The 22,006-nt window shown below is 66.3% G+C and carries 21 protein-coding genes; 12 read left to right on the top strand and 9 right to left on the bottom strand.

The genetic code is table 11. The annotated features are described in order from the left end of the window. Window positions 1-4: 4 nt before the first annotated feature. Window positions 5-238, bottom strand: a complete 234-nt coding sequence (locus I6F20_RS10025) for a DUF3606 domain-containing protein (protein ID WP_225125987.1) — start codon at window positions 236-238, stop codon at window positions 5-7. 187 nt (window positions 239-425) lie between these two features. On the opposite strand from I6F20_RS10025, the gene treZ reads away from it, so the two are divergent. After that, window positions 426-2,237 (top strand): malto-oligosyltrehalose trehalohydrolase, encoded by a 1,812-nt coding sequence (gene treZ / locus I6F20_RS10020; RefSeq protein WP_225125986.1) that lies wholly within the window; start codon window positions 426-428, stop codon window positions 2,235-2,237. 26 nt (window positions 2,238-2,263) lie between these two features. Here the strand turns inward: treZ and I6F20_RS10015 are convergent, their stop codons facing one another. Together I6F20_RS10015 and I6F20_RS10010 are read right to left on the bottom strand one after the other, a co-directional pair. Next, entirely contained in the window at window positions 2,264-3,682 is a 1,419-nt protein-coding gene (locus I6F20_RS10015) for a cytosine permease (protein ID WP_225125985.1), read from the bottom strand. Window positions 3,683-3,949: 267 nt separating this feature from the next. Then, window positions 3,950-4,444, bottom strand: coding sequence for a MarR family winged helix-turn-helix transcriptional regulator (locus I6F20_RS10010; RefSeq protein WP_225125984.1), 495 nt, complete (start codon window positions 4,442-4,444; stop codon window positions 3,950-3,952). 160 nt (window positions 4,445-4,604) lie between these two features. Here I6F20_RS10010 and I6F20_RS10005 point away from each other — a divergent pair, with 160 nt between their 5' ends. The 10 genes from I6F20_RS10005 to I6F20_RS09960 all read left to right on the top strand — a co-directional run bounded on the left by I6F20_RS10005 (window position 4,605) and on the right by I6F20_RS09960 (window position 15,327). Beyond that, the gene (locus tag I6F20_RS10005) at window positions 4,605-5,882 is read left to right on the top strand and encodes an amidohydrolase/deacetylase family metallohydrolase (RefSeq protein WP_225125983.1); all 1,278 of its coding nucleotides are present in this window, start codon (window positions 4,605-4,607) and stop codon (window positions 5,880-5,882) included. Between the two features lie 9 nt (window positions 5,883-5,891). Beyond that, window positions 5,892-8,285: a xanthine dehydrogenase family protein molybdopterin-binding subunit gene (locus tag I6F20_RS10000; protein WP_225125982.1), complete on the top strand. Its 2,394-nt coding sequence runs from the start codon at window positions 5,892-5,894 to the stop codon at window positions 8,283-8,285. Next, window positions 8,282-9,115 (top strand): FAD binding domain-containing protein, encoded by an 834-nt coding sequence (locus tag I6F20_RS09995; RefSeq protein ID WP_225125980.1) that lies wholly within the window; start codon window positions 8,282-8,284, stop codon window positions 9,113-9,115. Before I6F20_RS10000 ends, I6F20_RS09995 begins: the two co-directional genes overlap by 4 nt. Then, the gene (locus I6F20_RS09990; RefSeq protein ID WP_225125978.1) at window positions 9,112-10,308 is read left to right on the top strand and encodes a xanthine dehydrogenase family Fe-S subunit; all 1,197 of its coding nucleotides are present in this window, start codon (window positions 9,112-9,114) and stop codon (window positions 10,306-10,308) included. Before I6F20_RS09995 ends, I6F20_RS09990 begins: the two co-directional genes overlap by 4 nt. Window positions 10,309-10,384: 76 nt before the next feature. Further along, on the top strand, window positions 10,385-11,539 hold the full coding sequence (locus I6F20_RS09985) for an ABC transporter substrate-binding protein (protein WP_225125976.1): 1,155 nt from the start codon (window positions 10,385-10,387) through the stop codon (window positions 11,537-11,539). A gap of 68 nt (window positions 11,540-11,607) precedes the next feature. Beyond that, window positions 11,608-12,480, top strand: a complete 873-nt coding sequence (locus I6F20_RS09980; protein WP_225125974.1) for a branched-chain amino acid ABC transporter permease — start codon at window positions 11,608-11,610, stop codon at window positions 12,478-12,480. Next, entirely contained in the window at window positions 12,477-13,523 is a 1,047-nt protein-coding gene (locus I6F20_RS09975) for a branched-chain amino acid ABC transporter permease (RefSeq protein WP_225125973.1), read from the top strand. The genes I6F20_RS09980 and I6F20_RS09975 overlap by 4 nt, the downstream gene beginning before the upstream one ends. Beyond that, window positions 13,523-14,305: an ABC transporter ATP-binding protein gene (locus tag I6F20_RS09970; protein ID WP_225125972.1), complete on the top strand. Its 783-nt coding sequence runs from the start codon at window positions 13,523-13,525 to the stop codon at window positions 14,303-14,305. The genes I6F20_RS09975 and I6F20_RS09970 overlap by 1 nt, the downstream gene beginning before the upstream one ends. After that, window positions 14,298-15,002 carry an ABC transporter ATP-binding protein gene (locus I6F20_RS09965; protein WP_225125971.1) on the top strand — a complete coding sequence of 235 codons (705 nt, stop codon included), beginning with the start codon at window positions 14,298-14,300 and terminating at the stop codon, window positions 15,000-15,002. The genes I6F20_RS09970 and I6F20_RS09965 overlap by 8 nt, the downstream gene beginning before the upstream one ends. After that, window positions 14,995-15,327 (top strand): Rieske (2Fe-2S) protein, encoded by a 333-nt coding sequence (locus I6F20_RS09960; protein WP_518513051.1) that lies wholly within the window; start codon window positions 14,995-14,997, stop codon window positions 15,325-15,327. Before I6F20_RS09965 ends, I6F20_RS09960 begins: the two co-directional genes overlap by 8 nt. A gap of 122 nt (window positions 15,328-15,449) precedes the next feature. On the opposite strand, the gene I6F20_RS09955 is transcribed toward I6F20_RS09960, so the two are convergent. The 3 genes from I6F20_RS09955 to I6F20_RS09945 are packed head-to-tail and all read right to left on the bottom strand — an operon-like array spanning window position 15,450 to window position 18,875. Beyond that, complete coding sequence (locus I6F20_RS09955; protein WP_225125969.1) at window positions 15,450-16,310, bottom strand: alpha/beta hydrolase; 861 nt, start codon at window positions 16,308-16,310, stop codon at window positions 15,450-15,452. A 17-nt stretch (window positions 16,311-16,327) separates the two neighbouring features. Beyond that, complete coding sequence (locus I6F20_RS09950; RefSeq protein WP_225125968.1) at window positions 16,328-17,698, bottom strand: amidase; 1,371 nt, start codon at window positions 17,696-17,698, stop codon at window positions 16,328-16,330. Next, the gene (locus I6F20_RS09945) at window positions 17,679-18,875 is read right to left on the bottom strand and encodes an MFS transporter (protein ID WP_057029903.1); all 1,197 of its coding nucleotides are present in this window, start codon (window positions 18,873-18,875) and stop codon (window positions 17,679-17,681) included. The genes I6F20_RS09950 and I6F20_RS09945 overlap by 20 nt, the downstream gene beginning before the upstream one ends. A gap of 26 nt (window positions 18,876-18,901) precedes the next feature. Here I6F20_RS09945 and I6F20_RS09940 point away from each other — a divergent pair, with 26 nt between their 5' ends. Next, window positions 18,902-19,237: a hydroxyisourate hydrolase gene (locus I6F20_RS09940; protein ID WP_036004970.1), complete on the top strand. Its 336-nt coding sequence runs from the start codon at window positions 18,902-18,904 to the stop codon at window positions 19,235-19,237. Here I6F20_RS09940 and I6F20_RS09935 read toward each other — a convergent pair whose 3' ends face one another. Genes I6F20_RS09935 through I6F20_RS09925 form a run of 3 tightly spaced genes read right to left on the bottom strand, consistent with a single transcriptional unit; the run spans window position 19,238 to window position 21,981 of the window. Beyond that, entirely contained in the window at window positions 19,238-20,053 is an 816-nt protein-coding gene (locus I6F20_RS09935) for an ABC transporter permease (protein WP_225125967.1), read from the bottom strand. Next, window positions 20,053-20,916, bottom strand: a complete 864-nt coding sequence (locus I6F20_RS09930) for an ABC transporter permease (protein WP_036023719.1) — start codon at window positions 20,914-20,916, stop codon at window positions 20,053-20,055. Before I6F20_RS09930 ends, I6F20_RS09935 begins: the two co-directional genes overlap by 1 nt. A gap of 18 nt (window positions 20,917-20,934) precedes the next feature. Then, complete coding sequence (locus I6F20_RS09925) at window positions 20,935-21,981, bottom strand: ABC transporter substrate-binding protein (RefSeq protein ID WP_225125966.1); 1,047 nt, start codon at window positions 21,979-21,981, stop codon at window positions 20,935-20,937. Window positions 21,982-22,006 lie beyond the last annotated feature (25 nt).

Here is a 22,006-nt window from a genome sequence, read left to right as displayed (position 1 = left end):
CCCGTCAGGACGTCGGCGCCGTCGCGGCGACGGGCGCCACATCGGCCAGCTTGGATAGCGCGCTGGCTCTCTGCAAAGCCGCCTCCTTGCTGATGGCCGGAATGGAGTTGCCGATCCGCCCGACGATCGCGGTTAGCTCAGCGTCCGACAGTCCGAGCCGTTTCTTGACGAGGCGTACCTGGATGCGGTCGGTCAGGTCGAGCTTGTTACGGATCGGTTGCGGCTTCGGGCGGCGCATGGCGGCGGCTCCTGTCTGGAATGGTAACCGTTGCGTCGCTGATTCCGTTCCAGTCGCCCGCCAAATGTCCGGCGTCGGCGCCGTGGAGGAACGAACGCACACGGCTCCGCTTTGTCGCCCTGACGCGCGCAATTGCATGCGAGGTCGCATGCGGCGAAAGGGGACGGGCTTGAGTCAAAGGCTGGGAATGGCCGAGCAAAGTCGGCGCCATGGTCCTCAGATCGTCGATCACGGGGTCTCGTTCAACCTGTGGGCGCCGACGGCACGATCGGTCGAGCTGCTCGAAATCGGCCAGCCGGCACAGCAGATGCCGCGCGATGCGGACGGTTGGTACCAGCTGCTCAGCCAAACCGCGCGCGCCGGCACGCGCTATCAGTTCAGGATCAACGAAGACCTCGTCGTGCCCGATCCCGCCTCGTGCTTCCAGCCGGACGACGTCGGCGCGCCGAGCGAGGTGGTCGATACGGCGGCGTTGAGGGACCCGGTGCTCTATCCGGGCCGTCCCTGGGCGGAAGCCGTGATCTACGAGCTGCATGTCGGCGCGTTCAGCGAGGAGGGGACCTATGCCGGCGTCGAGAAGAAGCTGCCTTATCTTCGTGATCTCGGCATCACCGCCATCGAGCTGATGCCGCTCAACGACGTGCCCGGCCGGCACAATTGGGGCTATGACGGCGTGCTCCTGAACGCGCCGAATGCCCGCTACGGCCGGCCAGAGGATCTCAAGCGGCTGCTGCGCGCGGCGCATGCCCTCGACATCATGGTCTATCTCGACGTCGTCTATAACCATTTCGGGCCGCAGCTGAACTATCTGCATCTCTATGCGGAGAATTTCTTCAACCCGCGCCACACCACCGGCTGGGGGCCCGCCGTCAACCTGGAAGGAGCCGACGGCGCGTTCGTGCGCGGGTTTCTGATCGAGAATGCCCTGATGTGGCTGCGCGACTATGGCTTCGACGGCCTGCGCTTCGATGCCGTTCATGCGCTGAAGGACGACTCGAACCGTCATTTCCTGGTCGAGCTCGCGGAGACCCTGCGCAGCCAGCTGGCGGGCCGGCGCATCCATCTGATGCTGGAGAACGAGGCCAATCAGGCGCACCTGCTCGCGCGTTCACAAGGACGAGCGACGTACTACGATGCGCAATGGGGCGACGATTTCCACAACGCGCTGCACGTCCTGCTCACGGGCGAGGACGAAGGTTATTACCGGGCGTTTGCGGACAAGCCGCTCGAACATCTGGCGCGATCCCTGACCGAGGGCTTCGCCTATCAGGGCGAGGTGTTTCCCCTGCACGAGGCGCCGCGCGGCGAGCCGAGTGCTCATCTGCCGCCCGAAGCGACCATCTTCTTCGCCCAGAACCACGACCAGGTCGGCAACCGCGCCTTCGGGGAACGATTGTCGCGGCTGGTCGGTCCGGACAAGCTGGAGCTGGCCCTCGCACTGGTTCTGCTCGGCCCGCACATTCCGATGCTGTTCATGGGCGAGGAAGCGGCAGCCGAAACGCCCTTCCTGTTCTTCGCCGACTGGACCGGCGAAGCTGCCGAACTGACACGGGAGGGCCGCCGCAAGGAGTTTTCACACTTCAAGGCGTTCGCGAGCCCGGAAACGCGCGCCGGGATCCCGGACCCGTGCGACGAAAGAACCTTCCTCGCCTCCAAGCTGGACTGGACCAGCATCGCGCAATCGCCTTCCGGCACCAGGTTCCGGGCGCTGACGACCCAACTATTGACGATGCGGCGCGAGAAGATCGTGCCGCTGATCAAACGTGGCTTCGTTTCGGCGCAGCGACAGCTGCTGGGCACCGATCCCCGCATGGGCGGCGTGGATGTGCGCTGGCAGACCGAGCAGGGAGACGTTCTGCAGATCGTCGCCAATTTCGCCGACCACGAACTGCCGATGCCCCCGCTGATGGATGGCGAGAGCCTGTGGCGATTGCACTCTCACGAGGCCGGAGCACTTGGGCCCGGCGACATGATCGTGAGGCTTGGCCGGAAGCGCTGACGCAAGGCGAGGTCAGCGCTCTCAGGCTAGCTGCCGGCACGGCTCGCGACCGCCGGTGTGGGCGAGGTCGCGAACTTGCCGAGCCCGAGGTAGACGAGGCCCGCCACGCCGATACCGAACAACCAGCTCAGATCGGCGCCGCCGAGCAGATAGATCGAGATCGGCCCCTGCAGCGCGCTGACGAGGCCGTCCTGCACCAGCCATCCGGCAACGAGGCCGGCGAAGAACGCGATCATGCCGGCCCAGTTGATGTCGCCATAGGCGCTGGTCTCCGGCGAGCGATAGAGCTCCGCCACCTCGATCTTGCCCTTGCGCTTGATGAAGAAGTCGGCGAGCACCACACCGGCCCACGGGCTCATCCACAACAGCAGGCTGATCATCCAATGGTCGAACGCCTTCGCGAAGGACGGCGCGAAGATGAAGTAGAGGGTCACCAGATAGCCGGCGACGCCGACAATGACGGTGAGCCAGAAGCGCGAGAGTTTCAGCCCGGCGCTTAAGGCCGCCAGCGCCGCCGAATAGACGTTGAGAATGTTGGTGGCGATCGGGCCGTGCAGCACCATCAGGAGGACAAGAATGCTGACGGGACCGCCGAACACCGCGCTGACCATCTTGGCGGGATCGGTGTCCAGCGTCGTCGAGGCGATGGTCGCGCCGAGAATGCCGAGCCAGACCGTCGGCACGAACATGCCGACATAGCTGTACCAGAACACGGCTTTCGACGGCGTCGAGCGCGGCACGAAGCGCGAATAGTCGGAGGCCCAGGTGACCCAGGAAATCCCCCAGCCGACGCCGATTGCGGTCATCAGCATCGTCAGCATCGCCAGATGCGCGCCTGGTGGCAGCGAGGTGGTCAGGTTCCAGTTGACGACGCCGGGCCGCGTCCAGGCCAGCACGCTCATCAGCACCATGATGGCGATGGTCGGCGGCACCGTGTACTTCTCGAAGGTGCGGATCGCGTAGAAGCCATAGACGCCGATCATCACCTGCACCGCCATCACCAGCGTGATGACGATCATCTCGACCAGCCAGGTGTCGGGCACGCCGAACTGGCCGAGGATGCCCATCGACACCTTGACCGGGAAATAGGTGTTCACGCCGATCCAGCCCAGCGTCATCAGGAACATCAGGATGCTCGGCAGGTAGGCGCCGCGGACGCCGAAGGCGGACCGGCTCAGCACCATCTGATTGACCCCGGTCTTGTGTCCCATCACCGTGAAGGTCGCGAAGATCGCGCAGCCCACCATGTTGCCGAGCACGATGACCGCGATCGTCTCCATCAGGCCGAGCTTGAGGATGATGCCGAGGGCGCCGAGCGCCCAGTTCACCGGCGCGATGTTGGCGCCGGCCCAGATCCACATCTGCTGCGGCCCGGAGGAGTCCCGGTCCGCGTCGGGAATTGGCTCGATGCTGTGAATATCAGCGCGAAGTTCGGTATCTGTCATGGCATCCCCCAATACGAAGCACGCTTCGCATCATCGCAGCATAAATCGTGCCATGGACTGGCGGAGCGGCCGGGCAGGGCGCGTCTGGATGCCGGAGGCAACGAGGCTCGCCTCGGATGCGACTGCGTTTTCAAGCGCGGGCCATGTTGAGGCGCCGGCCTGCCGCGGCACGCCGGACCTTCCGCCGGAGGGCGGCGATCGATGCACGGCCGGGCAGCGGTACGATGATAAATTAAGCAGCCCAACTCAAAAGCGCAGCACTCGCCTCTAGTCGAATAGGGCAGCGGCGCTGTCGCGACTGGGATTGCCGGCCACGATGCGCTGCATCATCTCGATGAAGAGCGCCTGTTCCCGCTGGCTCAAATCGCCGAGCGTTGCGCGATGTGCCCGCCGTGCTGCGCCCTCGATTTTAACCAGCAGCGCGGCGCCGGCCGGCGTCAGGCGGCACAATCGCGCGCGCCGATCGTCCTTGTTCACCGCGCGCTCGACAAGGTTGCGCGCCGCGAGACGCTTCAACGCACCGGTCGTCGTAGTGCGATCGAGCGCGATATCGGCCGCCAAAGTGGTCTGATCGGCGGTTTCTCGCACCGCCAGCGCCGAGAGCAGGCTGTATTGCAGCGGCGTGACCTCGAATTCGCTGCAGGCTTCCTGAAACAGCGCGACGTGAATCTGGTGCAGCCGGCGGATCAGATAGCCGGGCCGTTCCGACAAGGGCCAGGGGCGGTGCCGCGTCCCGCCGCGACGTGTCTTCGCTTGCCGCAATGCACACACTCCCAAGCCGAAACCCTGCCGCGCTTAGCTCGATTCGAGTGCGCCTGCCACATCGGGATCATGGCACGATGCTTGCTTTTGTCAAAATGCGAAGCATGCTTCGTAATTCGAGGGACGAAGCCGTCGCCCCTCGCAAGAAGAGGAGAGCGCCATGTCCGTCACTGCCAGCTTCGATCTTCTGCTGCGGGGTGGCCGCGTGATCTGTCCGGCCTCCGGCATCGATGGCCTCAAGGACGTCGCCATCCGCAACGGCAAGATCGCGGCGATCGCATCCGACATTCTGCCGACCAACGCGAAGGAGGTCGTCGATGTCAGCGGCAAGCTGGTGCTGCCCGGGCTGATCGACACCCACGCCCACGTCTATCAGTATGTCTCTGGCCGTTTCGGCATGAACCCCGACATGGTCGGCGTGCAGTCCGGCGTGACGACGCTGGTCGATCAGGGCGGTCCGTCCTGCATGACGTTGCCGGGCTTCCGCCATTTTATCGCGGACGCCTCGGCCTCGCGCGTCTATGCGTTTATCTCCGCCTATCTCGTGGGCGGCCTCGAGGGCCACTTCTATCCGCAGCTCTACAGCCCCGACGGCGTCGACATCGATGCGACCGTCAAGGCCGCGACCGCCAATCTCGATCTCGTACGCGGCATCAAGGCTCACGCCGAGATCGGCGGCTTCGCGCGCTGGGGCATTCGCGTCATCGAGATGGCGGCCGAGATCGGCAAGCGCGCCGACCTGCCGGTCTATGTGCATTTCGGCCAGCTCTGGGGCCTGCCCGAGAGCGGCGCTAATGGCGAGGACGCCGACACCATCCTCACCCGCGTGATCCCGCTCTTGCGCGAGGGCGACATCCTCGCTCATCCCTTCACGCGCCATCCCGGCGGCTTCGTCAATCGCGAGGGCGAGGTGCACCCGGTGATCCAGGCCGCGCTCGACCGCGGCCTCAAGGTCGACGTCGGCCACGGCAGCCATTTCTCCTATCGGCTCGCGAAGAAGGCGATCGCTGCCGGCATCATTCCGACCACCCTCGGCGCCGACATCCACGGCTACAACACCCACGTGCCCGCGCCGGCGGGAACGCCCGACCAGCACGAGGACGATGAGAACCATCCCTTCGCCGGTCAGGCCAAGTTCAGCCTGGTCCAGGCGATGAGCTCGATGATGGCGCTCGGCCTGTCGCTGGAGCAGGTGGTGCCGATGGTCACCTCCAATCCCGCGAAAATGCTCGGCCGCAGCGGTGAAATCGGCGCGCTCAAGGTCGGCATGGACGCAGACGTCTCCGTGCTCGCGGAGAGAAATGGCCGCTTCGTCCTCAAGGACAACGAGAACAACGAGGTGATTGCCGAGCGGCTGCTGCAGCCGGCCTTCTGCCTGCGCGCCGGCACCCGCTTCGAGGCGGTCGCGCCGATCCTGCCGCAGGCCGTCGCGGCATAAGGCCGGGCGGTGAAGGAGAACGCGAAGTTGCGTAGCGAGCGAGAATTTCCGCACGGCAAGACGGGGCAGGGCGTTGGCGCGCGGCTGCCGCGCAAGGAAGACGATCGCCTGATGCGCGGCCGCGGCCAATATGTCGGAGACGTCAGGCTCGCCGGTCTTCAGGACGTCGCCTTCGTGCGCAGCCCGCTGGCGCATGCGCGCATCCGCGGCATCCACGTGCCCGAACGCCATCGCGGCAGCGTGTTCACGGCGGCCGATCTCGTCGGCATCAAGCCGATCCGGGCGGTGTCGGGGCTCCCAGGCTTCAAGATCTCCGAGCAGCCGGTGCTCGCGACCGGCAAGGTGCGCCAGGTCGGTGAGCTCGTCGCGATGTGTCTCGCGCCGACCCGGGCCGAGGCCGAGGACATCGCGGCCTCCGTGACGCTCGATCTGGAGGAGCTGCCCGCAATCCATGACATGTTGAAGGCACGCGAGCCTGGCTCGGCGCTGGTGCACGAGCATTGGGGCGATAACGTCTTCCTGGAGACCAATTACGAGGTCGACATCTCCACAGCGCTCGACGCGCCGATCAAGGTGACGCGCGAGATTTCGACGGCACGGCAATGCATGTCGCCGCTGGAAGGCCGCGGCGTGGTCGCGACCTTCGATCCGAGGCTCGACCAGCTCACGCTGCATTCGGCGGCGCAGATGCCGCACATTACGCGCAGCGGCCTTGCCGAATGCCTCGACATGGAGGAGGGACAGATCCGCGTCATCTCGCCCGACGTCGGCGGCGGTTTCGGTCACAAGGGCATCTTGTTGCCCGAAGAGGTCTGCCTGTCCTGGCTGACGATGCGCTGCGGCCATCCCGTGCGCTGGCTCGAAGACCGGCGCGAGCATCTCGTCGCCAGCTCCAATTGCCGCGAACATCATTACAAAATCACGGTCTATGCTGACCGTGACGGCACGCTGCGCGGCATCGACTGTGAAGCGACGGTGGATTCCGGCGCCTACTCGTCCTATCCGTTCTCGGCCTGCCTAGAGGCCGCGCAGGTCGCGAGCATTTTGCCAGGTCCCTACAAGATGCCGGCCTATCGCTGCCGCACCTTCTCGGTCGCCACCAACAAATGCCCGATCCTGCCTTATCGCGGCGTCGCGCGCACCGGCGTCTGCTTTGCGCTGGAACTGATGCTCGACCTCGTGGCGGCGAAAGCCGGCCTCGAGCCCGGCGAGGTGCGGCTGCGCAATCTGGTGCGCCCCGAACAGATGCCGTTCGACAACATCACCAAGAAGCATTTCGACAGCGGCGATTATCCGGAAGCGATGCGCCGCGCACTCGCGGCCATCGACATCGACGCCATCCGCGCCAGGCAAAAGCAGGGCGAGGCCGACGGCCGCCGCATTGGCGTCGGCATCTCCATCTATTGCGAGCAGGCCGCGCACGGCACCTCGGTCTATTCCGGCTGGGGCATCCCGATGGTGCCGGGCCATGAGCAGGCCTCGGCGCGCCTGACGCCGGACGGCGGCCTAGAACTGCGCGTCGGCGTGCACTCGCACGGGCAGGGCATGGAGACGACGCTCGCCCAGGTCGCGCACGAAATCCTCGGCGTGGATGTCGCAAACATCCGCATCGTCCTCGGCGACACCGCGATGACGCCCTATTCGACCGGCACCTGGGGCTCGCGCTCGATGGTGATGGCGGGTGGTGCGGTCGCGACGGCCTGCCGCGAACTCGGGGAACGTGCGCGCCGCATCGGCGCGAAACTCTTGCAGCACGATCCGGCCTCGGTGGTGTTGCAGAATGGCGAGGTGCGCGGCGTCAACGGCAGCGTCAGCCTGAAGGCGATCGCCCACACCTGGTACCGCCGCCCGCAGGATTTGCCGCCAGACGTCGATCCCGGCGGGCTCGAGGTCACCCAAGGCTACAAGCCCGTGCGCGACAGCGGCACCTTCAGCTATGCCGCGCATGCAGCCGTGGTCGCGGTCGATCCTGATATCGGCGAGGTCGAGATCCTCGACTATGTGATCGTCGAGGACGGCGGCGTGCTGGTCAATCCGCTCGTCGTCGACGGCCAGATCTATGGCGGCCTCGCGCAAGGCATCGGCACCGCGCTCTACGAGGAAATGCCGTTCGACGCCTCCGGCCAGCCGCTGGCGACGACGCTCGCGGATTACCTGCTGCCCGGCCCGACCGAGGTCCCGGCCGCGCGCCTCGACCACATGGAGACGCCGTCGCCCTATACGCAATTCGGGGTGAAGGGCATCGGCGAGGGCGGCGCCATCGCACCGCCCGCCGCAATCGCCAATGCCGTCAACGACGCGCTGCGCCCGCTCGGCGTCGAGCTGATGCAGTCGCCGATCACGCCGCATCGCATCGTCGCGGCGGTGCTGGCCGCGCGTGCGGCTGAGAGGAGCGCGGCATGAAACCGGCGCCCTTTGCTTACGAGCGCCCGCGCGATCTCGATGCGGCTCTCTCGATGCTGGCCGCAAGCGGCGGATCGGCGAAGATCATCGCCGGCGGCCAATCGCTCGGCCCGATGCTCAATCTGCGGCTGGTGCAGCCGGAGCTGATTATTGACATTTCCGGCCTTGCCGAGCTCAAGCGCGCAGAGGTCTCCGGCGACGAGCTCGTGCTGGGCGCCCTCGTCACCCATGCCGATATCGAGGACGGCCGCACGGCCGACGTGACCCGCGGCGCCATGCGGGCTGTCGCTGCCAACATCGCCTATCGCGCGGTCCGCAATCGCGGCACGATCGGCGGCTCGCTCAGCCATGCCGATCCCGCCGCGGACTGGATCTCGGCGCTGGCGGCCCTGGGTGCGCGCGTGACATTGCGCAGTCTTGCCGGTGTGCGATCGATGGCGGTCGAAGCGTTTGTGGTCGGTGCGCTGGAATCTGCGCTGCATGCCGGCGAGATCGTCGAGGCGGTCCATGTGCCGGCGCGATCAGCGACGGCGCATTGGGGTTATGCCAAGAGCTGCCGCAAGACCGGCGAATTTGCCCACGCGATCGGTGCGGTGCTGGTCGATCCCGCCGCCGCCGCGGCGCGTATCGTCATCGGTGCAATCGACACGGCGCCGATCGTCGTCACGAATGCCGAGCTGTTCGGCGGGCGGATCGCCGCCGACTACAAGCAGCATTTCGATGTTCGTGTCGCCGATGCCCTGCTCGCAAGCGCCGGCATCGACGATGCCGCGCAGCGCCACATCCATGTCAGCGTGCTGAAGCGCGCCGTTCTGGAGGCCGCGGCATGACCACGATCGCGCTTCAGGTCAATCGCCGCGCGGTGGAGCTGCACGCGGAGCCGCGCACCAGTCTTGCCGATTTCGTCCGCGACAGGCTCGATCTCAGCGGCACGCATCTCGGCTGCGAGCACGGGGTCTGCGGCGCCTGCACTGTGCTGCTCGACGGCGTGCCGGCGCGCTCCTGCATCACCTATGCGGCGGCCTGCGAAGGCGCCGATGTCACCACGATCGAAGGCCTCGACGAGGACGAGATCACGACCGAGCTGCGCGCTGCCTTCACCCGCGAGCACGCGCTTCAGTGCGGCTATTGCACGCCCGGCATGCTGGTCTCGGCGCGCGACCTGGTGCTGCGTCTGCCCGACGCCGACGAGCGCCAGATCCGCATTGGCCTCAGCGGCAATCTCTGCCGCTGCACAGGCTATGTCGGCATTGTGCGCGCGGTGCAGTCCGTGATCGAGGCAAGGCACGCGCGCAACGTCGCGCCGGTGGCGGATGGAGGCCGGACCGTCCTTGGTCCTGCCGGCTCGGGGCGAGCGGCAACCGCCCGGAAGGAGCTGCGGCCCGCGCGGCACGCGCCAGCTCCGGCACCGGAAAGTGCCACCCCAAGCAGCATCCCCGACTTCACGCCGGCAACAATGCTCGATCAGCGCTTCACGTTGCCGTATCCGCCGGCAAAGGTGTTCGCGATGTTCGAGGACATCGCAGGCATCGCCGCCTGCCTCCCTGGCGTATCGCTGTCGTCGACGCCAAAGCCGGAGCGCGTCGAAGGATCGATCCGCGTCAGGCTCGGTCCGATCGCAGCAAGCTTCGAGGGGGCCGCGCGTGTCGAGCGGGATCCCGCGACACTCTCGGGGCGCATCGTCGGCATCGGTACCGACCAGCGCAGCCATTCCGCGACGCAGGGCGAGATCTGTTACCGCCTGCTGCCGCTCGAAGGCGGCGCGGCGACCGCGGTCGAACTGTCTATCGGCTACACGCTCACGGGAATGCTGGCTCAGGTCGGTCGTCCCGGCCTCGTGCGAGACCTTGCAAAACGTCTCGTTGCGGAGTTCGCCGCCAATCTCGACCGCCACATGTCCGGCGCCTCGTCGGGGCAGGCAGGTCCGGCGGAGCTCAGCTTCTGGTCGATTGCATCGGACGTCTTGCGAGCCCGGCTCGCGCAAACATTTCGCCGCACCTTCGGAAGAGGTGGCGCGGAATGATCGGCGAACCGGCGCCGCGGAGTGACGAAGCCTGGACTGCCCTGACATCAACAGCGTGGGATTTGGAGAGACAAACATGACACGAACACTCGGACTGGTTCCGGCAATCGCGTTGGCGACGGCCTTGTTCGGCGGCGCCGCGGGGGCGCAGACCATCAAGATCGGCGTCAACGAGCCGCTCACCGGCGCGTTCGCGGCCTCAGGCACTTACGTCGTTAACGGTGCCAAGATCGCCGCCGACGAGATCAACGCCAAGGGCGGCATCCTCGGCAAGAAGATCGAGCTCGTCATCGAGGACAACAAGAGCAACCCGACGGAGGCCGCCGCCGTCGCCGAGAAGCTCATCACAAGCGACAAGGTGCCGGTCCTGATGGGCGCCTGGGGCTCGAGCCTGACGCTCGCGGTGATGCCGAAGCTGATGGAATACGAGACGCCGATGGTGGTGGAGACCTCGTCCTCCGGCAAGATCACGACGACGGGCAATCCCTTCATCTTCCGCATCTCGCCGCCCTCCGCGATCGAGGCGGCCGCGTTCAAGAACATCGTCGACAAGCTCGCGCTGAAAAAGGTCGACTTCCTTGTCATCAACAACGACTGGGGCCGCGGCACCGCCGAGGATTTCAGCAAGATGATGAAGGAGAAGGGCATCGGCATCGGCCTGGTCGAGACCATGGACCAGGGCGCGCAGGACATGAGCGCGCAGCTGTCCAAGATCAAGAGCTCGGCCTCCGAGACCGTCATCGTCACCACCGCCGTCGACCAGCTCACGCTGATCTTCAAGCAGGCCGCCGCGCTTGGCCTGAAGAAGCGCATCATCACCACCGGCGGCTCGCAGAACCCGGACCAGATCATCGCCCAGGCGGGAGCGGCCGCCAACGGCACCATGCATCTGACGACCTTCCTGCCCTGGTTCCCGGACAAGACGCCGAACCCGGAAGCCACCAACTATTTCATCGCGGAATGGAAGAAGCGCGGCTTCGACTTCGCCGGCTGCACCGAGAGTTTTCGCGGCTATGACGGCATCCGCACCGTCGCCGCCGCGATCGAGAAGGCCGGCAAGGCTGAGCCTGCCGCGATCAAGGCGGCGCTCTGGAACATCAACATCAAGGGGCTGAACGGCGACATCGTGTTCCGCAAGTCGGGCCCCGAGGGCAAGGAAAGCGGTCAGAGCCAGCCGAATGTCTATCTCATCGAGATCGCCGACGGCAAGATCGAGATGAAAACGCTCTGACGCGCTTGTTCGCAGGCGAGGGCGGTACGTCACCGCTCTCGCCGAATACGGACTAATCGGGAACAATCTTGAGCGAATTCCTCCAGCATTTGATCAACATGCTCGTGCTCGGCGGCACCTATGCGCTGCTGGGTATCGGGCTGACCTTGATCTTCGGCATCATGAACGTCGTGAACTTCACGCATGGCGTGCTCTACACGTTCGGCGCCTACATCATGTTCATCGTGGTGCAGCAGATCGGGCTGAACTTCTTTCTCGCGCTGCCCGTGGCCGTGCTGGCCGGATGGCTGCTGGGTGCGGCCATCGAATTGACCTTGCTGCGTCCGCTGCGCGGCTCCGACATCGACACCACCATGCTGGTGATGATCGGCGCCTGGATCGCGATGCAGTCGGGCACGCTGTGGATCTGGGGCGGCGTCGCGAAATCGGTGGCGACGCCATTCCCGGAGGCGCCGCTGGTGCTGGGGCCGGTCTCCGTATCATGGCTGCGCCTGTTCGTGCTCGCCGCGGCGGCCATGTTGATCCTGGTGACGTATCTGCTCATCAACAAGACCAGCCTCGGCCGCGCGATGCGGGCGACGTTCCAGGACCATGACACGGCGTCGCTGATGGGCGTGAACGTCGACATGATCTACACCTCGACCTTCGCGATCGGCTCTAGCCTCGCCGCCGCCGCGGGCGCGCTGCTCGGGCCGGTCTACGTGATCTTCCCGCAGATGGGCGATCTCGCCGCGGTCAAGGCTTTCGCCATCGTCATCCTCGGCGGCCTCGGCAACATCACGGGCGCGGTGATCGGCGGCTTCATCCTGGCGCTGGCCGAGGAGCTCGGCGCCGGCTACGTCTCGTCCGGCTACCGCGATGCCATGGGCTTTCTCATCATCATCGCGGTGCTGATCTTCCGGCCGACCGGCCTGTTCGCGCGCGCGGAGCGCGTCGGATGAAGACGATCGTCACCATTCTCGCCGTTGCGGCGCTGGCCTCGGTGCCGCTCTGGCTGCGCGATCCCTATCTGCTCAACGCGCTGATCACGACTGGCATCTTCGTCATCGGCGCGATGAGCCTCAATCTGCTGCTCGGCTTCACCGGCCAGCTCAGCCTCGGTCATATCGCCTTTTTCGGCATCGGCGCCTATGTCAGCGCGCTGACTTCGCTCGGTTTCGACATCGGCCTGCCCGGAGGCTTTCGGCTGGTTCACACACCATGGCCGCCGATCGTAGGCTTCGTGCTGGCGATCCTGATTGCAGGATTGTGCGGCTATTTCGTCGGTCTGTTGTCGTTCCGCGTCCGCGGCGCCTATTTCGTCATTGTGACGATCTCCTTTGCCGAGGTGGTCCGGCTGGTCGCGCTGAACTGGGTCGAGCTGACGCAGGGTCCATTGGCGCTGACCAATATCCCGTCCATCGCGTTGCCCTTGCCCGGCTTTGGCGAGCTGACACTGCGCACGAAATTCCACAACTATTATCTCGTCCTGGTCGTTGCGCTCATCGCCTATCTCCTGATCGCACGCCTCGTTCATTCCCATTTCGGCCGCTCCATGCGTGGCCTGATGGAGAACGAAACGCTCGCCGTCTCGGTCGGCATCGACGTGACCAGGACGCTGACGATTGCTGCGGTGATCTCCGCCGCGATCGCCGGCGCGGCCGGAAGTCTCTATGCACACTACATCCGGATCATCGACCCTGAAGTCTTCGCCTTCATCAACACCGTCACCATGGTGATCATGGTCATCAGCGGCGGCAAGGGCTCGCTGGCGGGTCCCGTCGTCGGCGGCCTGATCTTCGGCCTATTGCCGGTCGCGCTGCGGCCTGTGATGGCGCCGGAAGCGCAGTGGATCGCCTATGGCGGCGTGCTGATCGCCATCCTGTTCGTGTTGCCGCGCGGCATCGTGCCGTCGCTGGCGCAGCGGTTGACCCGGCGACGGAGCGGGACGACGGCGCTGGCGCCGGTCGCGCTCAGTGAAACCGGTGCCAAGGAGCCGGCGTGATGACGGCGCGCAGCATCGCCATGACCATCGATCAGGTCGCCGTCCGCTTCGGCGGCCTCGTCGCGATCTCCGACATGAGCTTTGAGGTCGGCGAGGGCGAGATCGTCAGCCTGATCGGGCCGAACGGCGCCGGCAAGACCACCGCCTTCAACGTCATGACCGGTTTCCTGACGCCGAGCGCCGGCCGCGTCACCTATCGCAACACTGCGCTCGCCGGATTGAAGCCGCACGAGATCGCCGATCTCGGTCTGATCCGTACCTTCCAGCGCACCAGCGTATTCCCGAACGACACCGTCTATGAAAACCTCCTGATCGGCCTGCACCGGCAGGGCCGGGTCCGGCTGCTCGACGCCATCCTCGGCCTGCCAGGCGCGCGCGCCTCGGAGCGCAAGCTGCGGCAGCGCGCGAGCGAGCTGCTCGAGTGGGTCGGGCTCGAACGCCGCGCCCACGATGCGGCGGGCTCGCTCTCCTACGGCGAGCAGCGCTTGGTCGGTGTCGCGCTGGCGCTGGCGGCGGAGCCGTCGATGCTGCTGCTCGACGAGCCCGTCTCCGGCATGAACGCCTCGGAGACGCACCGTTTCGTCGAGCTGATCCGCAGCATCCGCGACCGCGGCATCACGATTTTGCTGGTCGAGCACGACATGCCGATGGTGATGACCGTCTCGGATCGCATCGTGGTGCTCAACTATGGCCGCATCATCGCCGAAGGGACGCCCGATGTGATCCGCAACGATCCTGCTGTCATCGAAGCCTATCTTGGATATGGAGCAGGACGTGCTTGAGATCCGCGACATGGTCTGCGGCTACGGTGGCGTCACCGCGCTGCGCGGCATCTCGCTCGACGTGAAGGCCGGCCAGCTGGTTGCCCTGATCGGAGCCAACGGCGCCGGCAAGAGCACGACGCTGCGCGCGATTTCCGGCCTGGTGCCGCCGCGCTCGGGCCAGATGAAGTTCGAGGGCATCGACATCACCGGCGCGAAGCCGCCGCGCGTGCTGGCGAGCGGCATCGCGCATTGTCCGGAAGGGCGGCGCGTGTTTCCGCATATGAGCGTCGAGGAAAATCTCGATATGGGCGCTTACCTCCGGCGTCGTTCGGGCGAGATCGCGGCCGACCGCGACCGTATCTACTCGGAATTCCCGCGGCTCGCCGAGCGGCGCCGGCAGGCGGCGGGCACGCTGTCGGGCGGCGAGCAGCAGATGCTTGCGATCGGCCGCGCGCTGATGTCGCGGCCGCGCCTGATCATGTTCGACGAGCCGTCGCTCGGGCTCGCCCCCAATATCGTCGAGCGCACCTTTGCGATCATCCGCGGCATTCGCGATGCCGGCACCACGGTGCTGCTGGTCGAGCAGAACGCCTTCGCTGCGCTCGAGATGTGCGACCACGCCTATCTGCTCGAGAACGGCCGCATCGTGCTATCGGGCGCCGGCAGCGAGCTGATCGCGAACGAGCATGTGCGCAAGGCCTATCTCGGTGGGTGACGACGCCGGGTGGATTGCCGTCTGCGATCTCGACCGGTTGAAGGCGGAGACGATCGTCCGCGTCGCCGGGCGCGACCTGCTCGTGATCTGGAACGAGGGCGACGTCGTCGCCTGCGAACGTGCATGCCCGCACGAGCAGGCGGATCTGGCCTTGGGGCAGGTGACGGCCGGGCGCCTCAATTGTCCCCGCCATGCGGCGTCGTTCGATTTGCGCGATGGCGCAATCGCCGCGGGATGGCCGAGCCGGCCGCTGCGGCTTTATCCGGTGCGGATCACGGGCGAGCGAATCTGGATTGAGATGCAGGAGCGGCAGCCGGGGCGATGATGACATCATGCCCCTGTTTTGCCCGACGAGTCAAAGCGGCGGCGGCGGTGTCGATCGGCCCTCAAACAATTCGCCTTTGCAAACAACGACATCGCTACTGTGCATGGGGTTGTTCTCGAAGTTTAGTCCAGCAGCCGCTGCGCAGCCTCCACCAGGACTCCGTCCGGGCGGCGCAAAGCCTCGAGAATGGTGAAATGGTCGGCGCCTTCGACCGAGATGAGCTTGCCCGGCGCTCCCGCAGCCACGCGCCTGTCGTAGAGATTGATGGAATCGCAGACGAGCGCCGGCAGCTCGCTGCTGCCATAGGCGATGTCGAGACGCTTCCGGGTGACGGGCAGGCGCAACGGCGACAGCGTGGCGATCTCCTGGTCCGTCAGCTTCAGCGCATCGTTCAGCCCCGTATCGCGGATCGGCGCGAGATCGTAGACGCCCGAGAGCGCGAGCCCCGCATGGACACGCGGATGATCCAGCGCCATTGCGACGAGATGGGCGCCGGCGGACCAGCCCGACAGCACGACCGGCCCGGCAATTCCATAGGACGCGCCGTGCGCCGCGAGCCAGTCGAGCGCGCGCGGGATCTCGGCGACGATGTCGGTGAGGGACACCTCGGGCGCCAGCGAATAGCCGGGAATCGCAACCGACCAGCCATGCGCGGCGACGCCTTCGACCAGCATCGCGAACAGCTCGCGCGAGTTGCGCTGCCAGTAGCCGCCGTGCAGGAACACCAGGCAGGGCGCATCAGGCTTTGCGGCCGGGTAGAGGTCGATCTTGTTATTCGCCCGCTCGCCGTAGGGCAGGTCGAGATGGGACTTGAACGAGCCCCGCAGCCGGCTTGAGGCTTCGTTGCGCTCGGCGATCAGGGCCGGGCTGTTCTTGACCGCCGCGTTGTTGTCATAGGCGGCACTGCGTTCCGCCCGAGACAGCTCGGACCAGCGGTCGCGGGGGTCGAGCGGTCGAATTGTCGAATGAGCGTTCTCAACCATGGGAGTCTCCGTTTGCGTCAGGCACTGCGCAAGATCGCTTCGATCTCTTGCGCTGCTGCGAGGAGCGAGCGGTCTTGCCCGCGCGCCGCGATGATCTGAAGGCCGAAGGGAAGCCCGCGCCGATCCGTTCCGCACGGAATCGAGATCGCCGGCAGGCGGGCGTGATTGACGAAGGGCGTGAACACCGCGTGGGCCCGCGGGCTTGCGGGCTTTCCGCCGATCATATCAGGGCCGAGCTGCGTCAGCGGCCAGGCGACGCAGGGGACGGTCGGCGCCAGCAGGAGGTCGACCTCAGCGAAGAACGCGGCGAAGGCGTTGGCGATCGCGGTGCTCGCAAGCAGCGCTGCGGCGACCTCCGCACCCGACCAGGAGAGACCTCGCTCGATCTGCTTGGCGATGTCAGGATCGAAGACAGTCGGATCCTTGCGAAAGCGTCCGCCGTGGAGTGCCGCGAGCCCCGCATGCTGCAGCGGCATGATCGCATCCTCCGTGGCGCCTGCCGGCCAGGCGGGATCGCGTTGTGTAATGTGCAAACCTGCTGCGGAAAGCCGTTTGACGGCGGCGGCGAGGCCATTCGCGACGACGTCGTCAATCGCGACGTCGAGACCAAGGCGCGGCGAGAACGCGATGCGCTGACTGCCGATGTCTTTGGCCTGCTGCACCACGACGGCAGACTCCGGATCGCGCGGATCGGCGCCGGCCATGACTTCAAACGCCAGCGCGATATCGGCCGCGTCCGATGCGATCGGCGCGATGACGGAGAGGCCGAAGAAGGGCTCGGCGAAACCTGGCCCATAGGGGATCGCGCCGTAGGACGGCTTGAAGCCGGCGACCCCGACATGCGCCGGCGGCCTGCGGCTGGAGCCGCCTGCATCGGTGCCGATCGCCAGCGGCACCAGGCCGGCCGCCACCGCTGCGGCCAGGCCCCCGGATGAGCCGCCGGGCGTCAGCGCGGGATCGAGCGGATGTCGCGTCGGCCCGTAGAGTTGCGAGCTGGTGACGCCCTTGCAGGCGAACTCGGACGTCGCGCCGATGCCGACGACGACGGCGCCGGCCTTGCGCAGCCGCTCGACGGCGATGGCATCGCGCGGCGCGATGAAATCGGCGAACAGGTGCGAGCCCTGCGTCACGCGCCAGCCGCCGACCCAGATGTTGTCCTTGACGATCACGGGAACGCCAGCGAGCGGCATGATCTCGCCCATACGCAGGCGATCATCGACCGCCGCAGCATCCGCCAGCGTGCGTGCGGGATCGATTGTGACGACCGCGTTCAAGGGCTTGGCGGCCTCGATGCGGCCGAGCGCGGCTTTCGCGGTCTCGACGGCATTGGTCCGCCCGGCGCTGACGTCGGCGGCGATCTCGCGCGCGCTATTTGTCCGCGTTGTCATGGCCTCCCCAGATCAACGCCAATGTACCGCCAAGGGCAAGGCACGCCAGGGCGAAGAAGGCCATGCCGAGGCTGGCCACGCCATCCAGGATCGACACCAGCGCGGGCGCGGCAAGGAGACCGGCATAGGACGCGGTCAGCACCGCGCCGGTGGTCTCGCCGATCCGGTCCTGCGGGGCGAGGCGGGCGATCTCGGCGACAAAGACGCCGTTCCAGCCCGACGCCGTCAGGCCGAACAATGCGGCAATGATGAATTGTCCGCTGCGGCCGAGCGAAGCGCCATTCAGGCCGAGCAGCGCGGCGCAGAAGGCCATGCCGAGGCCGATGACGACGAGGACGGCGCGCGAGGCATCGAGCCGCATGGCGACATAGCCCCAGCCGAGACGGCCGATCAGGCCGCCGGCTTGCGCGCAGGCGAGCGCCATGCCGGATTCGATATGGCTGAGGCCGAGCTCGCGTGTGCCGAGCGTGACGAAGACCGTGTTGAGCGACACCTGCATCGCGCTGAACGGCATCGAGGCCAGCGCCAGCATCGCGATCCGCCGGTCCGCGATCACCAGCGCCACCCGCGCGCGGAGATCGAGCTTTGGCGGCGGGGCGACCTTGCCGGCATAGGCCGGCCGCAACCGTTCGAACAGCGCGATCGCCAGTAGCGCCAAGGCAGCAACGGCCGCATAGCACCAGACCGGTCCGAACACGATGGCGATCGCGGGCAGGGCCAGCGAGCCGCAAACGGCGCCGATCTGGTTGCCGGTCTGGCGCACCGAGAACACGAAGGCGCGCCGCTCGGCAGTGACGAGCCGCGCCAGCAGCGCCGCGCTCGCCGGCGTCTCGGGTCCCATCGCGAGGCCGATGCACAGGCCCGCAGCCAGCAGGGCGGCGCTCGTCCCGAGCGAAGCCAGCGCCATGCCGACGACGATGGCCGCCGCGCACAGGCTCGCGATCCGCAGCGAGCCAAGGCGCGCGATGAAGCCGCCGCCCCAGAACGAGGCGGGGATGCCGACCGCGAACACGGCGGCGGAGAACATCGAGAGCTGCCAGACCTCGATATGGGCGCGAGGGGCGACCACGCCGGGCGCGAACAAGGCCAGCGCGACCAGGGCCTGCAGTGCGGTCATCGCGCCCAGCGCCGGCAGCAGCGCGGGTGCTGGCCGAGCGGCCGTGTTTCCGTCTACCATGGCGGCGTGCTCATGGGAGGAACATTGTGGCAGGCGGTATTTCCATTCACGCGGTCGATGTCGCGAGCGGGCGTCCGGCGCAGGGGCTGCGCGTCGAGATCTGGCGGATCGATCCGGAGTCCCAGCGCATCGCCGACGGGCGGCTCGGCGCCAACGGCGTGCTCGATCATGCCGTCGCGCAAGGTGCCGGTGTGACGGAAGGCGCGTACGAGGTGCTGTTTCATCTCGGCGAGTTCTTTGGCGAGCGCGACGGTTTCCTCACCGTGACGCCGTTCCGCTTTCGCATCAAGAACGTTGATGAGCATTTTCATCTGCCGCTGAAATTCACGCGCTGGGGCTATTCGCTGTTCCGCGGCGCCTGATCAGTTGGTCAGCCGCCGCGACAGGCCGGTGACGCGCTCCATCACCGCGACCAGCGCGACGGTGGCGATGATCAGCACGCCCGAGAGGGCTGCGATGGTGACATCCAGCTTGCCTTCGAGATCCTGCCACATCCGGATCGGCAGCATGTCGGTGGCGGCATCGCGCAGGAACAGCGAGACCGGCACGTTGTCGAAGGACGACATGAAGGCGATGAAGGCGCCCGCGATGATGCCCGGCCGGATCAGCGGCAGCACGATGCGGCGGAACGTGTAGAGGCGGCTGGCGCCGAGCACGGCCGAGCTTTCGAGCAGGGTCGGCTCGAGCTGGGCCAGCGCTGCGACCGTGTTGCGCACGACATAGGGCACGCAGACCACGGTGTGGCCGATCACCAGCGTCAGCGGCGACACGGGCAGGCCGACCAGCGAGAACAGCATCAGGGCGGCGAGGCCGAAGGCGAGCGCGGGAAGCACCAGCGGCGACATGAAGAGCGAATCGAGCAGCCGCGCCGACAGCGTCCGCGAGCGCGAGATCGCCAGCGCCGCGGCGACGCCAAGGGTAACGGACAGGCCGGTCGCCCATAGCGCCACGATCAGGCTGTTCTTGGCCGCGAAATGCAGCTGCCAGGCATTCCACAGCTCGACGTACCAGCGCAGCGAATAGCCGGGCGGCGGGAAGCGCAGCGAGAAGCTGCTGGTGAAGGAGACGATCAGCACCACGAGCGAGGGGGCGATGATGATGAGAAGCGCGATCATCGCGATCACGGTCATGACGAGCTCGAAGCTGATCGCCTCGAGCGTGCGCTTGCGGCCGCTCATCATGCGCCTCCATAGCCGCGCGACATGCGGCCGAGCGTGGTGAAGACCGAGACGACCGCGAGCACGGCGAGCAGGAAGATGATCGAGATCGCGGCCGCAAACGGCCAGTTCTGCAGCGTCGAGGCCTGCTGGTAGAGATACATCGGCATGAACAGCATCTGCCCGCCGCCGATCAGCGACTGGGTGATGAAGGCGGTGATCGCGGCGGCATAGGTCAGCGTGCAGCCGGCGATGATTCCGGGCAGCGACAGCGGCAGCAAGATCCGGAAGAAAGTGCGCCAGCTTCCGGCGCCAAGCGAGCAGGAGGCATCGTCGAGATTGGGATCGATGCGGCCGAGCGCGGTGATCAGCGGCAGCGTCATCAAGGGCATCTGCACCTGCGCCAGCGCGATCACCACGCCGAACTGGGTGTAGAGCAGTTTGAGCGGGGTATCGATCAAGCCGAGCGATTGCAGTGTCGCGTTGATGATGCCCTGGCGACCCAGGATGACGATCCAGGCGAAGGTCCGGACCACGACGCTGGTCAGAAGCGGCAGCAGCACGATCAGGATGATGACGGTCTGAAGCTTTGGCCCGACCCGCTGATAAAGCCAGGCGATGGGAAAGCCGAGCACGAGGCAGACGGCCGTCACCTCAGCGCCCAGCAGCAGCGTCGAGCCGAGCACGCCGAGGCTGAAGGGATCGGTGAGGAAGTGCAGGTACTGGCCGAGCCCCCAATGGAGCCCGGCCGTGTCGTTGTGCAGCGAGAGCCAGAACAATTGCAGCAGCGGCGCGACGAAGAAGACCAGGAAGAACAGCGCCAGCGGCGCTGCCAATCCCATTCCGTAGGACGTCACGTCCCGTGCTGCCGGCGCTGCGCCCATGGCTTGAACCTCGAGGTTTTAGATCTTGATCTCGCGGTTGAAGCGTTCGATCCAGGCCGAGCGCTGCTCGTTGATCTTCTTCCAGTCCTGGAACACGAACTTCTTCTTCAGCTCGGCGGTGTCCTTGGCCAGAACGCGCGCGATCTCGCCGCCCATCATCACTTTGGAATTCGTCGGCACGATCAGGTAGGGCGGCTTCATCAGCGTGGTCTGCACCTCCGGCGTCAGGGCCGCCTCGATCAGCTTGAAGGCGAGCTCGCGGTTCGGTGAGTTCTTGACGATGTGAATCGTGGTCTTGAAGGCGATGGCGCCTTCCTTCGGCGCCACGAACTCGACCGGCACGCCACGCGCTTTCAGGATCTGGATGGCGTTGAAATTGCCGGGCGAGATGTCGATCTGGCCCTGCTGGAACAGGGTCGCGAGCGCGCCGGGATTGGCGGCGACCGCGGCGAGATTGGGCTTGAGCTCCTCCAGTGCCTTGAAGCCCGGATCGACATTGGCCTCCGAGCCGCCGCGCATCTTGGCGATCTCGACCAGCCAGCCGGTGCCGAGTGTCGAGTTGAGGTTGGTGATGCCGACGCGGCCCTTGAACTCCGGCCTCCAGAGATCGGCCCACGACGTCGGCGGCGTCTTGACCGCTTCCGGATTGTAGGTGAGGCCGACGACCTGGAAGAACGGGGCGGGGCCCATCGGCTCCTGTGCCTCGGCGATCAGGTCCTTGTAGTACGCGCTCTTCTCGACCGGATAAGGCTCGACCAGATCCTGGCCGACGGCGACGAGGGCAGGACCGGGATCGTGCAGCATGACGTCGATCGGCGGATTTGCTTTCGCTGCGTTGACCTTGGCGATCTGGTCGACAGAGAGCATGGGATCGAGCACCATCGCGGCGTCCGCATTGGCTTTGCGGAACGCCGGCACCAGCACGGCCTTGTGCGCTTCCTCCCAGCTGCCGGTGAAGGTCGCAAACACCAGCGGACGCGCCTGGGCGTAGCTCAGGCCTGGAAACGCCTTCATGGCCCCGAGCGTGAGCGCCGTGGTCAGCAGGCTTCTGCGATTCATGATCATATCAAACTCCCCTCTGGACAAAGAC

It is taken from the genome of Bradyrhizobium sp. IC3123 (assembly GCF_020193625.1).
Taxonomy (GTDB): Bacteria; Pseudomonadota; Alphaproteobacteria; order Rhizobiales; family Xanthobacteraceae; genus Bradyrhizobium; species Bradyrhizobium yuanmingense.
Note: the sequence above shows the minus strand (reverse complement) of the source record. Positions and strands in the feature narration are given on the sequence as shown.

Coding starts and splice junctions, on each gene's coding strand:
- I6F20_RS10025 (WP_225125987.1), bottom strand. CDS start 238: ATGCGCCGCCCGAAGCCGCAACCGATCCGTAACAAGCTCGACCTGACC.
- treZ (WP_225125986.1), top strand. CDS start 426: ATGGCCGAGCAAAGTCGGCGCCATGGTCCTCAGATCGTCGATCACGGG.
- I6F20_RS10015 (WP_225125985.1), bottom strand. CDS start 3,682: ATGACAGATACCGAACTTCGCGCTGATATTCACAGCATCGAGCCAATT.
- I6F20_RS10005 (WP_225125983.1), top strand. CDS start 4,605: ATGTCCGTCACTGCCAGCTTCGATCTTCTGCTGCGGGGTGGCCGCGTG.
- I6F20_RS09995 (WP_225125980.1), top strand. CDS start 8,282: ATGAAACCGGCGCCCTTTGCTTACGAGCGCCCGCGCGATCTCGATGCG.
- I6F20_RS09990 (WP_225125978.1), top strand. CDS start 9,112: ATGACCACGATCGCGCTTCAGGTCAATCGCCGCGCGGTGGAGCTGCAC.
- I6F20_RS09985 (WP_225125976.1), top strand. CDS start 10,385: ATGACACGAACACTCGGACTGGTTCCGGCAATCGCGTTGGCGACGGCC.
- I6F20_RS09975 (WP_225125973.1), top strand. CDS start 12,477: ATGAAGACGATCGTCACCATTCTCGCCGTTGCGGCGCTGGCCTCGGTG.
- I6F20_RS09970 (WP_225125972.1), top strand. CDS start 13,523: ATGACGGCGCGCAGCATCGCCATGACCATCGATCAGGTCGCCGTCCGC.
- I6F20_RS09955 (WP_225125969.1), bottom strand. CDS start 16,310: ATGGTTGAGAACGCTCATTCGACAATTCGACCGCTCGACCCCCGCGAC.
- I6F20_RS09950 (WP_225125968.1), bottom strand. CDS start 17,698: ATGACAACGCGGACAAATAGCGCGCGCGAGATCGCCGCCGACGTCAGC.
- I6F20_RS09945 (WP_057029903.1), bottom strand. CDS start 18,875: ATGGTAGACGGAAACACGGCCGCTCGGCCAGCACCCGCGCTGCTGCCG.
- I6F20_RS09935 (WP_225125967.1), bottom strand. CDS start 20,053: ATGAGCGGCCGCAAGCGCACGCTCGAGGCGATCAGCTTCGAGCTCGTC.
- I6F20_RS09930 (WP_036023719.1), bottom strand. CDS start 20,916: ATGGGCGCAGCGCCGGCAGCACGGGACGTGACGTCCTACGGAATGGGA.
- I6F20_RS09925 (WP_225125966.1), bottom strand. CDS start 21,981: ATGATCATGAATCGCAGAAGCCTGCTGACCACGGCGCTCACGCTCGGG.